Below are 14,110 nucleotides of genomic sequence, written 5' to 3'. Positions count from 1 at the left end.
AATAAAATAAACAAAAACCGCAGGACCTCAGTTCTGCGGTTTTTTTGTATTATAAGCAGAGCCTTATTAAAGGCTTTTTAATAATTTTTCTGTGTCGGAAGAATCCTGTCCTGTGCTTTTGGCCAGTTCAATAGACTTTTCAGCCCATATTTTTGCATTTTTCTTATCACCTACCTTATTGTAAAGATTGGCTAAAGTATCTGTATTGGCAAAGTTCTGGTTTTTCTTTACAGATTCCTGTGCCCATGCAATGGCTTTTTCCAGAGAAGCTTTATTGCTCACATTTTCAAAGAAGTTCCATGCAAGAGAGTTCAGTTCTTCAGAACCTGCTGCAGAATAATCTTTGTAGATATCAAGGATCAGCTTTTCATACTCAGGAATATCTTTATTCTTTAAAGCTCTGTTAGCTTTCATTCTTTTTAAGATCTTGTCGGCCTCTTCTTTGCTTAGAAATTTCTGTGCTTCGGCCATAAAATAGCTGTCATCCCATTTTTTAGTATCCGGATTATAAGCTTTTTTAGAAATAGTATTCAGCTTGATATTTTTCTCAAACTTTTCGTATTTATCTTCCGGGAAGAATTTAACGATATCAGCTTTTTTATCCTGGAAAATTTTGTATAAAGGACTGTCTGTAGTCTGAACACCTGAAAGAAGCATTTGGATATCTTCCTGATCTAAGCTTGCTTTCTGTTGAAAATAGCGGTTAAGGACCTTTCCGGCAAACTCAGTATCGTTATACATGGTAAGTCCGGCAAGATTCTTTAAAAACTCAGGATCTTTTTCTCCCTTTTCAAACTGCTGTTTCAGAGAGGTTAGCCTTTTATTGGGATCTTCCGCGTCTTTTGCAAACTGGATAAAGTCTTTTTCTTCCACATATCCTAAGGTTCTGTGTACAGCTTCACCGTTTCCGTCAATAAACAGGTAGGTAGGAAATGCTTTTACATTATATTTTTTGGCCAGCTCAATTCCTTCTCCTTTTTCCATATCAATTTTAGCATTGATAAAATGGGAATTATAGTAATCACCCACAGACTGAAGTGGGAAAATATTTTTAACCATCAGTTTACAAGGCCCACACCATGAGGCATATGCATCAATAAAGACCAGTTTTTTTTCTTTTTTTGCTTTGGCAAGAATGGAGGCAAAATTGCCTTCTTCAAATTTAATTCCCTGTGCCCATGCAAGGACTCCTATAAAGATTGAGGAAAGTATGGCTATTTTTTTCATAAAAACTTTTTATTCCATGCAAATGTAATAAATATGACGACACCTGAGCCGTCCATATTGAAAATAATTATACAGGAATTTTGGTTTTAAAACAGATATCAGTTTATATTAAAGAAAACCATATATTATTTCTGTCTTATTATTAAAATTAATGTAAATTGATGTTTTTGGTTAAATGATTAAATTTCAATATAATATTTTAATAAAAAATAAAATATCACTAGTTTTGTAAAAAACAAAAAGACACTCCGTGAAATCAATGATGAATTATTATAAAATGAAAATAATAATTTGTTTTTCTATGCCTAAAAGTCTTTTGAAATTCTTGTTTTTGCTGATAACAGCAGTTCCCATATTCGCCCAGAAAAAAAATAGCTTTGATCTTATCTGTGAAAGGACTTCTTCTGTTACAGCCTATAAAGATTTACCCAAAGCCATTAAAACTGCAGATTCTCTCTATATGAAGGCACAAAAGCCTTCAGAGAAAATAAGATGTCTTATCCTTTCTTCAGAGCTGTACCATCATGCAGGTGAACTTAAAAAAGCAATCTGTTACAGTGAAAACGCCCATTCGGTAATCAATATGACTAATGATCCTGAATGGATGGCTGTAGTAACCCGATTACTTGCGAGACAATATAGACAGGTAGGGTTATACGAAAGATCCAAAAAATATATTATAAAAGGGCTGCAGGCTTCAGCCCGGATCACCGATTTTCAGAAAAGTAATGAAGCCGCAGGACTGCTGAATCAGGAAATGGCCTTCTACGAAATGGAGATGGGGAATTATCCTAATGCCATACAGCATATCGAATCCTCCCTGAAATATTTTGAAAAGATCAACAGCTATAATGAAAACAGAACCGCAGCGGCATCTTATCAACTATTGGGAGATGTCTATTTCAAGCTTAATAATTATTCTGTCTCTGAAGATTACTATAGAAAAGCTGAAGGATTGCTAAAAAAAGGAAGCTGTACGCTGGGATTGGTTTATAATGGCTTAGGAGGAATCCGTCTGAAGCAGAAAAACTGGAAAGATGCTGAACTGTATCTTAAAAAAGCAGAAAAAATTGCCGATACTTCCCGGAGCCTTAAGCTTAAAAAAGCAGTTTATTCCAATATTAATGATTACTATGAAGGGATTGGGGACAATTTCAAGGCTTCTTTATATGCAGTAAAATATGTGCGTGCCTATGACAGTATTGCAGCCCGCAATCAGAGTTTTGCCATAAAAAATTCTGAAAATCCCAAAGGAAAAGCTACCAAAAAAAATGGGCAGATGAATGGAGTGAAGAATGCGGCTATTGTCATTCTGTCCATTTCATTGGTTGGTCTGTTTCTTTTTATTAGAAGAAAACAGAAAAAACAGCGGTCAAAGCTTAGAAATATCATTAGAACTCAGTTGAACATGATCGGTAACAGGACACACTATCCTTTACAACAATCTGGTGATTTTGAGTTTTCCAATATTTTTGTGGAAGAAATTGATGAAAAAGACTCCGAGACAGACCGAAGAAGAAATGATTCTCTGATGACCCCGGAAACAGAATCAAAACTGCTGGAACTGCTTGAGGATTTTGAAAAAGGTAATCTTTATAACAATAAAGGCATGTCCCTTTCTTTTCTCGCCGGAGAATTGAACACCAATACAAAATATCTGTCTTATGTTATCAATCAGCATAAAAATGCAGATTTTAAAACGTATATCAATCGTTTAAGAATCAACTATATTGTAGACAAACTGATCAATGATGAGAGGTACAGACAGTATAAAATAAGTATCCTTGCTGATGAATGCGGATTCTCTTCCCACAGCAAATTTGCTGCGGTATTCAAGGCGGTCACAGACTATTCTCCATCAGCTTACATCAAATATCTGGATAGTGAAACCTGGTCAGATAAAAAATAGTCATTTTCCCGAAAATGATTAAAAAGAGATATTTTATTCAATTCTATATTGCCATTTTCACGAAAATGAACAACCTATTATTTTAAAGGAACCCTCTGCTATCATATCTTTGTGGCAGTTTCAAAGTATATAACAATTCTGTTACAGCTTATCACTTTTATTTCATTTCTGAACTAAGATCATTATAAGAGAAACTGCAATTCCCATTTTTTTAACTTTTTAAGGAAATATTCTGACCAGAATATCTGCCATATCCTATAATCGGGGTTGATTGCCCGGTTTTTTTTCAGTCAAGTTTTTTTAAGTGCAAATCCACAGATGTCTGTGGATTTGTGATTTTATTTAACTTTTGTACTGTCGGTTTTTACTTTTGAAGAATCCGGAGAAGGAATGGAGTTCGCTACAGCAGAATCTCCCATTCTGTTTCTTAAGGAATCTTTATTGTGAGCATCTTTATATTCCTCTCTTTTTTCTTTGTTTTGAGCACAGCTTCCAAGGAAAAGAAGTCCAAGAACTGCTCCTATCCATAATTTTCTCATAATAGTTAATTTTTGATTGTTGATGTTAATCAAATATAAGGATTAAAAGATAAAAGATAAAAGATAAAAGATAAAAGATAAAAGATAAAAGATAAAAGATAAAAGATAAAAGATAAAAGATAAAAGATAAAAGATAAAAGATGTTCCTTTAAATATCTGGATTCAATAGGGGTGGGCTTTAGTCGCCATTAGAAAATAATATATAATCCCCTGTAGTCAAAAACATGGAATAAACGTCTTTTCAAGCCAAAAATTTGAATATCCAATATTTCTGGTTATCCAATAAAAAAATCTGCAGCGCTTTCATCTGCAGATTTTCCATTTTAAATTAAACGTATATACATATTATTTGACAGGAGACGTTGCCATAGAATCCCTTTTGATCTTGATTGTATCAGGATTCGTCCTTTTTGTAGTCATCGTATCAGTAGTTGTAGGCGGTATGCTTTTTTGGGTACTGTCTACTGTTGCTGAATCTCTGCTACTTGTTGACATTGTCGATTCTTTGGTTCCACAGCTCACTGCAAATATTCCTATTCCGACGGCTGTTAGCAATAACTTTTTCATATTATTTTATTTTGGGGTGTATAATAACAGAAAATCAATAATTATTCCTAACAGGACTTTGAAAATCGTAAAATATCGGTAAAGTTTGTTAAAAGATGTTAGGTAACAGGTAGCAGGTAGCAGGTAGCGGATCGTAGGTATTAGGAGTTAGAGTGTTGGAGAGTAGGAGGGTTAGAGAGTTGTGGGGAATTGAGTATTGAGTATTGAGTATTGAGTATTGAGTATCGGAGGAGTAAAAGTGTATTCTGGATACCCGTAACTTTAAACCTTGAACTCTAATCCCCGCAACTCGCATCCTGAACCTCGCATCCGCCTATCACCACAAAAAAGCCCCGAAACCGAAATTCCGAGGCTGTATTCAAAGAACAGACAACAATTACTCATTGCCTATTACTCATTATTTATTAATTATCCCAGGTATGGATATTTGTAGTTTTTAGGAGAAACAAAAGTTTCTTTTACGCTTCTTACAGAAACCCATCTTAGAAGATTCATTTTAGAACCTGCTTTATCATTTGTTCCTGAAGCTCTACCACCACCGAAAGGCTGCTGTCCTACTACAGCTCCCGTTGGTTTATCATTGATGTAGAAGTTACCTGATGCATTTTCTAAAGCTTTGTAAGCTTCAGCAATTGCGTAACGGTCTTGTGAGAACACAGAACCAGTCAATGAATAAGGAGATGTTGAATCTACAAGCTTCAACGTTTCTTTCCAGTCCTGATCTTCATATACGTAGATCGATAAGATTGGGCCGAAGATCTCTTCTACCATACTTTCATAGTGAGGATTTGTAGTTTCAATTACTGTTGGGTGTACGAACCATCCTTTAGAATCATCATATTTCCCACCGATTGCAACAGTAGCTTCACCTGAAGCGTTTGCTCTGTCGATATATCCTTTACATTTTTCGAAAGAATTCTTGTCGATTACAGCGTTGACGAAGTTAGAAGTATCTTCCGGCGAACCGATTTTGATAGTGCTCATCTGAGCTTCCATTACTTTTTTCACATCAGCCCAAAGAGACTTAGGAATATAAGCTCTTGAAGCAGCAGAACATTTTTGTCCCTGGTATTCGAAAGCACCTCTTACCAATGCAGTAGCTACAGCTTCCACGTTAGCAGACGGGTGAGCAATAACGAAGTCTTTACCACCAGTTTCTCCAACAATTCTTGGATATGTTCTGTAGTTGTGGATATTATCACCGATCATTTTCCACATTCCCTGGAATACTTTTGTAGAACCAGTGAAGTGAAGACCTGCAAAATCCGGGTGAGCCAATACTTTCTCAGCAGTTTCTTTTCCGTCTGTAAAGATCATGTTGATAACCCCTGCAGGAAGACCCGCTTCTGTTAATACATCCATAATTACTTTTGCAGAATATACCTGCTTGTCAGAAGGTTTCCAAACCACTACGTTTCCTAGCATCGCCATACAAGTTGGAAGGTTTCCGGAAATTGCGGTAAAGTTAAATGGAGTTACTGCAAAACAGAATCCTTCTAATGGTCTGTATTCAACGCGGTTCCAGATTCCATTGTCAGAAACCGGCTGCTCAGCATACATTTCTGTCATGAACTCTACATTGAATCTTAAGAAGTCGATGAACTCACAGGCAGAATCAATTTCAGCCTGGTGTACGTTTTTAGACTGCCCGATCATTGTTGCTGCATTAATCACATCTCTGTAAGGTCCTGCCAAAAGATCGGCTGCCTTTAAGAAAATTGCTGCACGCTGTTCCCAGCCTAGTTCATTCCATTCTTTTTTAGCTGCCAATGCCGCGTTGATAGCGTCATCCACATGCTGCATACCACCCTGGTAGTAGAATCCGAAATCATGAGCATGATCCTGTGGAGACTGAAGCTGTACTTTTGTTTCAGTTTTTACTTCTTTTCCATTGATAATCATTGGGATTTCCACCTTTTCAGCCCACATTTTTTTATAAGTGTCGATAAGGCTTTTAACTTCCGGAGATCCCGGTTCGTATGAGTTTACAGGCTCGTTTACCGCTAATGGTACTTGCGAAATTGCTTTTGACATATTACGTTTTATTATTTTATTAAATTAATAAGATGTGTATACAAATTTACGATAATTATAAGGAAAGAAAAAATGCCGTCTTTTTTTGTCAGATAAACCAGAAAACAGATCTGATACTATTATTTATGCTTTTTCTGAGATAAATTTTTATTAAATCTTGATTTATTTTCAGAATTCTTTAGGTTTTAGAAAAAAATACACCATTTTCTTATAATTACAGGAATTAAGACAATAAAACATTTGTCATAGTTTAAGAATTGCTGTTAATGACTGTAAATAAAGGGTTTATGGTACAATGTTAAAATTATATAAATTCACTTTTGTTGCGATTTTGAACATTTTAAATAATTTTTTTGATAGCCGGAGGGATCAGATTGTTCTAATTTTACATCATTATTATCAGGTATGAAAAGAAGAGTCTTATTTTTCTCTTTTGTGATATTTTTCTCAGCGTTGTGTGCAGGTCTTTTTGCACATAAAGGGAAAACTCAGCCATATTCTGATATCCTTTCAAAAATTCATCTTTTACAGCAGAAATCTGATCAGCAGACTCAGCCTGAACTCTATAGTTTTTCAGATGTGCAGGATGTGCAGGATTCCAACGACTGGGAGAAAGTAAAATTTGATTATTCAATACTTGCACAGCAGTGGTTACATTACTTTTTTGCTGGCTATACTTACAATACACAGGTTGCGGCTGTTCAAAACCGCGTTTACATTACAGCACCAAGGTACATTCTGTATCACTGTCTGCAGGTAGCGGGCTGCTAATCCCTTTTTAAATTTTTAATGATCCGTTGTGGTTTGTATTCATGTCAATACAGATCGTAAGTATCATTCCCATTTTACATTTTTGAACATGTCTGTTTGCCTTTACGGAGAGGTGAACCGGATATTGTTTGTCCAATTTTAAATAAAAATATTATGCACTTAACACCGAGAGAAACGGAAAAGCTTATGCTGTTTCTGGCAGGCGAACTCGCTCTGAAAAGAAAGGCAAGAGGCCTGAAATTAAACTACCCGGAATCCATCGCTCTGATCAGCCACTTTTTGCTTGAAGGCGCAAGAGACGGGAAAAAAGTAGCCGAACTGATGCAGGAAGGCGCTAATCTCTTAACTAAAGAGGATGTAATGCCGGGCGTTGCGGAAATGATCCATGATGTTCAGATTGAAGCAACTTTCCCGGATGGGACAAAGCTGGTAACCGTACACAATCCAATCCGCTAATACTACTGATTATGATACCAGGAGAAATTTTTGTAAAAGAAGGTACAATTATCTGCAATGAGGACAGAGAAACTGTAAAAATAAAAGTAACCAATACAGGAGACAGGCCTATTCAGGTAGGCTCACACTTCCATTTTTTCGAAGTTAATAAAGCCATGAGCTTTGACCGGGAAAAAGCTTTCGGAAAGAGACTGAATATTGTAGCAAGTACTGCAGTGCGTTTCGAACCGGGTGAAGAAAAAGAAGTGGAATTGGTAGAAATAGGAGGAACTAAGAAAGCAATGGGCTTCAATAATCTTGTCGATGGGCAGGTAGATTCTGAAGAACAGAAAAAAGTGAGCCTTGCAAAAGTTGAAGAGTTAAACTTTAAAAATCATTAAGATGAGCTTACACGTAGACAGAAAACAATACGCCAATATATTAGGTCCTACAGCGGGAGATAAAATCAGGCTGGGCGATACTGAAATTATTATTGAAATCGAAAAAGATTTCACCCATTATGGTGACGAAGCCGTTTTCGGCGGAGGAAAAACCGTTCGTGATGGTATGGGGCAAAATGTTACCGCTAAAAGAGACGACGGTGTTTTGGATCTTTGTATCACAGGAGCCGTAATCATTGATCACTGGGGAATTGTAAAAGGTGATATCGGAATCAAAGACGGAAAGATCGTAGGAATTGGAAAAGCAGGTAATCCTGATACAATGGATGGTGTAAGTCCTAATATGATTATCGGGGCCTCAACGGAAGTTCATGGAGGAAAAGGATATATTGTAACTGCCGGAGGAATTGACACTCACATTCACTACATCTGCCCTCAGCAGATCGAAACATCTCTTTACAGCGGAATTACCACAATGATTGGTGGCGGTACAGGCCCCAATGACGGAACCAATGCAACTACCGTTACCCCGGGAAGATTCAACATGCAGAAAATGTTGGAAGCAGCAGAAGAATATCCTATGAATCTTGGTTTCTTCGGAAAAGGAAACTGCTCGGCAGAAGAACCTATCGAAGAACAGGTAGAAGCAGGAGCTTTGGGAGTAAAAATTCACGAAGACTGGGGAGCAACTCCTGCAACCATTGATGCTGCATTGAAAGTAGCCGATAAATATGACGTTCAGGTTGCCATCCACACGGATACGTTGAATGAAGGAGGGTTTCTGGAAGATACCATGAGGGCGATCAACGGAAGAGTAATCCATACTTTCCACACAGAGGGAGCTGGTGGAGGCCACGCACCCGACATTATTAAAGCGGCTATGTATCCGAATGTATTGCCAGCTTCTACCAATCCTACACGTCCTTATACCATCAATACCATTGATGAACATTTAGACATGTTGATGGTTTGCCACCATTTGAGTAAAAACATTCCTGAGGATGTAGCGTTCGCAGATTCACGTATCCGCCCCGAAACCATTGCGGCAGAAGATATTCTTCACGACATGGGAGTTTTCAGCATCATGAGCTCAGATTCTCAGGCGATGGGAAGACCGGGGGAAGTGATCACCAGAACATGGCAGACAGCAAGCAAAATGAAAGAGCAGAGAGGAGACCTAGCTGAAGATCAGGATAGTGGAAATGATAATTACCGTGCTAAAAGATATGTGGCTAAATATACGATCAATCCGGCTATTGCTCATGGTATTTCAGAATATGTGGGATCAGTTGAAGAGGGAAAACTGGCAGATCTTGTGATCTGGAAGCCTGCATTATTCGGAGTAAAACCGGAAATGATTGTAAAAGGAGGATTTGTCATTGCGGCTAAAATGGGAGACCCTAATGCTTCTATTCCAACGCCTCAGCCTATTATTTACAGAAATATGTTTGGAGCCCATGGAAAAGCTAAGTTTGGTACTTGTGCGAACTTCGTTTCTCAGATCTCAATTGACAACGGAACCATTGCTTCTTATAAACTGGAGAAAATGATTCTTCCTGTGAAAAACTGTAGAAATATTGGAAAAAAAGACCTTATCCACAACGATAAGACGCCTTTAATTGAAGTGAATCCTGAAAACTATAAAGTAACAGTAGACGGCGAATACATCACATGTGAACCGGCAGAGAAACTTCCTTTAACACAGCTGTATTACTTGTTCTAAGATAATTTTACAAATACAACCTGACAGGTTTCAAAAACCTGTTAGGTTTAATCAAGTTTATCCAATACAATTTAAAACAATTATAGAACTAAGTTTAGAATGAAATATTTAAATAAAACAGTTATTTCTTTTGCTGTAGCCGGTATGTCATTACTTTCCGGTAATGTAAGTGCCCAGTTTCTGGGCGGACACAGATTGAAAAGTGATGAAGACGGACCCAAAGGACAGTTTATGGTGTACGGTTCATTAGACTATTCTAAAATTACAACCTCATCAAGCAGCAGCAGTACCGTTTCCAGTGCACCGCTTGGAGTAGGGTACTTCATCAATAATAATGACCTTGTCGGAGTTAATTATGCTTACTCGCAGAATACAGTAGATCACAATGTAGTTTACAAACAAAATGAAGCGGGAATCTGGTATAGTCCTTCAGTAATGCTTGGAAAATACTTTGTATTGATTGGTCAGGTGGATGTCCACTATGTTTGGGGACAACAGCTGTCAACGGCTGCAGATGCGATGCAAAACTTTAATGGGTTCCGTCTTCGTGCTTATCCCTTGATCGGAATATTGTTAGGTGGCGGTTGGGCACTGAAATTCAAATTTGCAGAACTTTCAATGCTTCAGACCAAAACAAAAGAAGAAGGCTGGACGAAAAGTTATGTAGCAGGAATCAGCGGTTCAACATTTGGGGGGGGAATCTCCAAAAACTTAGACTTCAGAAAAAAAAACAACAATGATAATTAATCAAATCATAGGCAATCTTGCTGAAAATCCTTCGGAGAAAACCATAGACTATCTTGATCTGGAATGGTTTGAAACCACCAAAAGAATCCAGCGTAAAAAAACCAGACAGGGAACTGATGTCGCTGTTAAGTTTCTCAGAGAAGGGCAACGCTTGCGTGATGGTGATATTCTCTTTGAGGATGCAGAAAAAATAATTGTGGTCAATGTCCTGGAAACAGAAGCCATTGTGATGTCACCCACCTCACTGCTTGAAATGGGTACCGTATGTTATGAGATCGGAAACAAACATATTCCGCTTTTCATTCAGAATGATAAAGTTTTGCTTCCTTTTGAAATGCCCATGTTCAGATGGCTGGAAGCCAGTGGATTTAAGCCGGAAAAACAATCGGTGAAACTGCTGAATCTTCTTAAATCTAATGTAGAGCCTCACGGACATGGAAGTCTGGGATCTACAATCTTTACAAAAATCTTAAAAATGGCGGCTCCGAAAGATGAATAATATAAATTTTCTGTCAGGACTGCTTCATCTCGCAGATCCTACACTTCCCATCGGAGGATATACCCATTCCAACGGACTTGAAACCTACGTTCAGGAAAGAATTGTACACAACGTAGATACTGCAAAAGAATTTGTGCAGAATATGCTTCAGTACAATCTTAAATTCAATGACGGCGCTTTTGTAAAACTGGCTTATGAAGCAGCGGAAAAGGGAGATTTGCAGCAGCTTTTAGAACTGGATAATGAATGTAATGCGATAAAATGTCCAAAGGAAATCCGCCAGGCAAGCCAGAAACTTGGGCTCAGACTGATTAAAATCTTCAAAAGAAGAGAAAATTTTCCTTTAATGGAAGCTTTTGAGAAAGCCATTCAGCATAAAGAAGCCAATTCTCATTACTGTATTGTGTTCGGAGTGTATGCATATTTAATGAAAATTCCTTTGTATGAAGCACTTTTAGGATTCTATTACACTTCGGTTGCCGGGATGATTACCAACGCTGTAAAACTTGTTCCTCTTGGACAGCTGGACGGACAAGACATTCTATTCTCACTCTATCCCGTCATGGAAAAAACAGCTTTAGAAACTATAGATCTGGACAGAGACATGGTGGGACTTTGTAATACGGCCTTTGATATCAGATGTATGCAGCATGAAAGATTGTATTCAAGACTTTATATGTCCTAAAAAGATAAAAGGTAAAAGGTAAAAGGGCAAATTGGCGAATTGCTCTCTGCTGAGTGAAACCTTGCGATCGAAAAATATTCACAATCAAAAAACTTAGCGCCCATGGCGTTAAAAAATAAAATTTAAAGAAAATGGAAAATAGAAAATATATAAAAGTAGGAGTAGCAGGACCTGTAGGTTCGGGAAAAACTGCATTATTAGAACGTTTAAGCAGAAAATTATTCGGGACTTATGATCTTGGAGTCATCACGAATGATATTTATACCAAAGAAGATGCTGAATTTATGGCTAAAAACAGTCTTCTTCCTCATGACAGAATTATCGGAGTAGAAACAGGAGGCTGCCCCCACACTGCGATCCGTGAAGATGCAAGTATGAACCTTGAAGCGGTAGACGAACTGGCAGCGCGTTTCCCGGAAATTGAACTGGTTTTGATTGAAAGTGGAGGAGACAACCTTTCTGCAACATTCAGTCCCGATCTTGCAGATGTTACCATCTTTATCATCGATGTAGCAGAAGGAGAAAAAATCCCCAGAAAAGGAGGTCCTGGTATTACAAGATCAGATTTACTGATCATCAATAAAATTGATCTTGCCCCTTACGTAGGTGCCAGCCTTGAAGTGATGGAAAATGATGCCCGAAGAATGAGAAAAGGGAATCCTTTCGTATTCACCAACCTGAAAACAGATGAAGGACTGGATAAAGTAATAGGCTGGATTAAAAAATATGCCCTTTTGGAAGAAATTGAAGAACCGAATCTGGTAAGATAAATGGATAGTCATTTAAAAATTATTGCAGGATTCAAGGGAGGAGAATCCTATGTGAAAGATCTTTATGTCTCACTTCCTTTCAGAGTAGTTTCTGTAGGACAGCGAAAAAGTGACAAAAAGCTCTATCAGATGGTGATGAGCTCCTCTCCGGGAATTCTGGATGGAGATCACTATCATTTGGATGTTGCGCTTGAAAAAGGAGCTGCGCTTCAGTTGCAGTCACAATCCTACCAAAGGCTTTTCAATATGCAGGACGAGGCGCTTCAGGAGCTAAACGTATCCATGGAAGATGAAACCTCTTTTGCTTACGTTCCTCATCCGATAGTTCCCCACGAAGATTCCAACTTTAAGAGTAAAGCGAATATTCATATCGGGAACAACAGCCAGATCATCATCAGTGAAATTATTACCTGCGGAAGAAAACATTACGGAGAAGTTTTTAAACTGAAACGTTTTCAGAACGTGATGGAAATCTATCACAACAATAAACTGGTTGTGAAAGATAATGTCCTGATTCAGCCTGATATGATTCCGATCAGCAGCATCGGAAATCTGGAACAGTATACCCATCAGGGAACTATGATTTTCTACAGTACAAAAGAAAATGTAGATAAAAACGGATTGATAGAAGAGATCGTTGAAGCCGCTGCACAACATCACGAAGTAATGGAAGTAGGAGTTTCTGCAATGGAAGACAACGGTTTTGTAGTAAGAGCTTTGGGACATGGAGGTGAAATAATGTACAAATTTTTCCTGCATATTCAGGAGATTCTCTGGTCATTGGAGTAAAAAGAGATCCTTGTCAAGGTTCAAAACCTTGACAAGGATTCTAATATATTTAATAGAAGCGGGCTTTAGCCCGCTTAGCAAAAAGAAATCTTCCATTGGCTTCAGCCAAAACTTAATATAGAACAATATAGATAAATAGAAAATGGACAGTACAGTTTGGGCACTTCTTGTAAGCGCCATTTCAATAAGTTTTATACACACCGCTTCAGGGCCGGATCATTACCTGCCTTTCATAGTGATCTCAAAATCCAAAAAATGGAGCGGCATGAAAACAGCCATATTAACGGTTGTCTGCGGTTTCGGACACGTATTCAGTTCCCTGATTTTAGGTTTTATCGGGGTGTTCCTCGGATGGCAGCTGAATAAGATCTCATGGTTTCAGGATATCAGAGGAAATTTCTCAGGATGGGCACTGCTGATCTTTGGCGGTGTTTACCTTGTGTACGGCCTCATTCAGGCGATCAGAAATAAACCGCATAAGCATTTTGATGTAATGGGTGATGATGTGTACGTATACGAACATAACCACAGTGAAATCGTAATGCCTCAAAAAAGAATAAAAGTAACACCGCTTGTCCTGTTCATGATTTTCGTGATGGGACCAAGTGAACCTTTGATTCCTTTATTATTTTATTCAGGAGTAAAACATTCCATGCCTGAAATTGCCGTACTGGTAACTTCTTTCACAGCAACAACAGTGTTGACCATGCTTGGAATGGTTCTTCTGGGACGATATGGATATTCAACACTATTCAATACCGAAAAACTTGAAAGATATATGGGGGTAGTAAGTGGAGCAGTAGTAACTGTGTGCGGTGTGGGAATGGTCTTTCTTGGATGGTAAACGGGTTTCGGGGTTTCGGGATTCGAGTGGGAGAGTTTGAGGGTAAGAGAGTTTTGATGTGGATTCCGAAACCCGCACCTCGCAACCCGCAACAAAAAACAACCCGCAACGAAAAACAACCCGCAACGAAAAACAAACAACAACCCCATTATTAATAAATTAAAAAAACT

15 protein-coding genes are annotated in these 14,110 nt (G+C 38.0%); 11 read left to right on the top strand and 4 right to left on the bottom strand.

Annotation, left to right across the window (positions count from 1 at the left end):
- Positions 1-66: 66 nt before the first annotated feature.
- Entirely contained in the window at positions 67-1,227 is a 1,161-nt protein-coding gene (locus LIV57_RS06410) for a thioredoxin family protein (protein WP_227941929.1), read from the bottom strand.
- A gap of 277 nt (positions 1,228-1,504) precedes the next feature.
- On the opposite strand from LIV57_RS06410, the gene LIV57_RS06405 reads away from it, so the two are divergent.
- The gene (locus tag LIV57_RS06405) at positions 1,505-3,136 is read left to right on the top strand and encodes a tetratricopeptide repeat protein (protein WP_227941928.1); all 1,632 of its coding nucleotides are present in this window, start codon (positions 1,505-1,507) and stop codon (positions 3,134-3,136) included.
- Positions 3,137-3,474: 338 nt separating this feature from the next.
- On the opposite strand, the gene LIV57_RS06400 is transcribed toward LIV57_RS06405, so the two are convergent.
- The 3 genes from LIV57_RS06400 to pruA form a co-directional block, all read right to left on the bottom strand.
- Positions 3,475-3,675 (bottom strand): hypothetical protein, encoded by a 201-nt coding sequence (locus LIV57_RS06400; RefSeq protein WP_110011430.1) that lies wholly within the window; start codon positions 3,673-3,675, stop codon positions 3,475-3,477.
- Positions 3,676-4,020: 345 nt separating this feature from the next.
- Positions 4,021-4,170 carry a hypothetical protein gene (locus tag LIV57_RS06395; RefSeq protein WP_227941927.1) on the bottom strand — a complete coding sequence of 50 codons (150 nt, stop codon included), beginning with the start codon at positions 4,168-4,170 and terminating at the stop codon, positions 4,021-4,023.
- 480 nt (positions 4,171-4,650) lie between these two features.
- Complete coding sequence (gene pruA / locus LIV57_RS06390) at positions 4,651-6,276, bottom strand: L-glutamate gamma-semialdehyde dehydrogenase (RefSeq protein ID WP_110011428.1); 1,626 nt, start codon at positions 6,274-6,276, stop codon at positions 4,651-4,653.
- Positions 6,277-6,681: 405 nt separating this feature from the next.
- On the opposite strand from pruA, the gene LIV57_RS06385 reads away from it, so the two are divergent.
- The 10 genes from LIV57_RS06385 to LIV57_RS06340 all read left to right on the top strand — a co-directional run bounded on the left by LIV57_RS06385 (position 6,682) and on the right by LIV57_RS06340 (position 13,940).
- Positions 6,682-7,047 (top strand): hypothetical protein, encoded by a 366-nt coding sequence (locus tag LIV57_RS06385; protein ID WP_227941926.1) that lies wholly within the window; start codon positions 6,682-6,684, stop codon positions 7,045-7,047.
- Between the two features lie 153 nt (positions 7,048-7,200).
- Complete coding sequence (ureA, locus tag LIV57_RS06380; RefSeq protein WP_002977652.1) at positions 7,201-7,503, top strand: urease subunit gamma; 303 nt, start codon at positions 7,201-7,203, stop codon at positions 7,501-7,503.
- Between the two features lie 11 nt (positions 7,504-7,514).
- Positions 7,515-7,883 carry an urease subunit beta gene (gene ureB / locus LIV57_RS06375; RefSeq protein WP_227941925.1) on the top strand — a complete coding sequence of 123 codons (369 nt, stop codon included), beginning with the start codon at positions 7,515-7,517 and terminating at the stop codon, positions 7,881-7,883.
- 1 nt (position 7,884) lies between these two features.
- Positions 7,885-9,606: an urease subunit alpha gene (gene ureC / locus LIV57_RS06370; RefSeq protein WP_227941924.1), complete on the top strand. Its 1,722-nt coding sequence runs from the start codon at positions 7,885-7,887 to the stop codon at positions 9,604-9,606.
- Between the two features lie 99 nt (positions 9,607-9,705).
- Positions 9,706-10,353 (top strand): hypothetical protein, encoded by a 648-nt coding sequence (locus LIV57_RS06365; RefSeq protein WP_227941923.1) that lies wholly within the window; start codon positions 9,706-9,708, stop codon positions 10,351-10,353.
- The gene (gene ureE, locus LIV57_RS06360; RefSeq protein ID WP_227941922.1) at positions 10,343-10,852 is read left to right on the top strand and encodes an urease accessory protein UreE; all 510 of its coding nucleotides are present in this window, start codon (positions 10,343-10,345) and stop codon (positions 10,850-10,852) included. Before LIV57_RS06365 ends, ureE begins: the two co-directional genes overlap by 11 nt.
- Positions 10,845-11,537 (top strand): urease accessory protein UreF, encoded by a 693-nt coding sequence (locus LIV57_RS06355; RefSeq protein WP_227941921.1) that lies wholly within the window; start codon positions 10,845-10,847, stop codon positions 11,535-11,537. The genes ureE and LIV57_RS06355 overlap by 8 nt, the downstream gene beginning before the upstream one ends.
- Positions 11,538-11,668: 131 nt before the next feature.
- Entirely contained in the window at positions 11,669-12,307 is a 639-nt protein-coding gene (gene ureG / locus LIV57_RS06350; protein ID WP_047094673.1) for an urease accessory protein UreG, read from the top strand.
- Complete coding sequence (locus LIV57_RS06345; protein ID WP_227941920.1) at positions 12,308-13,096, top strand: urease accessory protein UreD; 789 nt, start codon at positions 12,308-12,310, stop codon at positions 13,094-13,096.
- 142 nt (positions 13,097-13,238) lie between these two features.
- Positions 13,239-13,940, top strand: a complete 702-nt coding sequence (locus LIV57_RS06340) for a hypothetical protein (protein ID WP_227941919.1) — start codon at positions 13,239-13,241, stop codon at positions 13,938-13,940.
- The last annotated feature ends 170 nt before the right edge of the window (positions 13,941-14,110 follow it).

Source organism: Chryseobacterium sp. X308 (genome assembly GCF_020733145.1).
Lineage (GTDB): Bacteria > Bacteroidota > Bacteroidia > Flavobacteriales > Weeksellaceae > Chryseobacterium > Chryseobacterium cupriresistens.
Note: the sequence above shows the minus strand (reverse complement) of the source record. Positions and strands in the feature narration are given on the sequence as shown.

What these genes read in the sequence shown, in the direction of transcription:
- LIV57_RS06410 (WP_227941929.1), bottom strand. Translation starts at nt 1,227, where the DNA reads ATGAAAAAAATAGCCATACTTTCCTCAATCTTTATAGGAGTCCTTGCA.
- LIV57_RS06405 (WP_227941928.1), top strand. Translation starts at nt 1,505, where the DNA reads ATGAAAATAATAATTTGTTTTTCTATGCCTAAAAGTCTTTTGAAATTC.
- LIV57_RS06400 (WP_110011430.1), bottom strand. Translation starts at nt 3,675, where the DNA reads ATGAGAAAATTATGGATAGGAGCAGTTCTTGGACTTCTTTTCCTTGGA.
- LIV57_RS06395 (WP_227941927.1), bottom strand. Translation starts at nt 4,170, where the DNA reads ATGTCAACAAGTAGCAGAGATTCAGCAACAGTAGACAGTACCCAAAAA.
- pruA (WP_110011428.1), bottom strand. Translation starts at nt 6,276, where the DNA reads ATGTCAAAAGCAATTTCGCAAGTACCATTAGCGGTAAACGAGCCTGTA.
- LIV57_RS06385 (WP_227941926.1), top strand. Translation starts at nt 6,682, where the DNA reads ATGAAAAGAAGAGTCTTATTTTTCTCTTTTGTGATATTTTTCTCAGCG.
- ureA (WP_002977652.1), top strand. Translation starts at nt 7,201, where the DNA reads ATGCACTTAACACCGAGAGAAACGGAAAAGCTTATGCTGTTTCTGGCA.
- ureB (WP_227941925.1), top strand. Translation starts at nt 7,515, where the DNA reads ATGATACCAGGAGAAATTTTTGTAAAAGAAGGTACAATTATCTGCAAT.
- ureC (WP_227941924.1), top strand. Translation starts at nt 7,885, where the DNA reads ATGAGCTTACACGTAGACAGAAAACAATACGCCAATATATTAGGTCCT.
- LIV57_RS06365 (WP_227941923.1), top strand. Translation starts at nt 9,706, where the DNA reads ATGAAATATTTAAATAAAACAGTTATTTCTTTTGCTGTAGCCGGTATG.
- ureE (WP_227941922.1), top strand. Translation starts at nt 10,343, where the DNA reads ATGATAATTAATCAAATCATAGGCAATCTTGCTGAAAATCCTTCGGAG.
- LIV57_RS06355 (WP_227941921.1), top strand. Translation starts at nt 10,845, where the DNA reads ATGAATAATATAAATTTTCTGTCAGGACTGCTTCATCTCGCAGATCCT.
- ureG (WP_047094673.1), top strand. Translation starts at nt 11,669, where the DNA reads ATGGAAAATAGAAAATATATAAAAGTAGGAGTAGCAGGACCTGTAGGT.
- LIV57_RS06345 (WP_227941920.1), top strand. Translation starts at nt 12,308, where the DNA reads ATGGATAGTCATTTAAAAATTATTGCAGGATTCAAGGGAGGAGAATCC.
- LIV57_RS06340 (WP_227941919.1), top strand. Translation starts at nt 13,239, where the DNA reads ATGGACAGTACAGTTTGGGCACTTCTTGTAAGCGCCATTTCAATAAGT.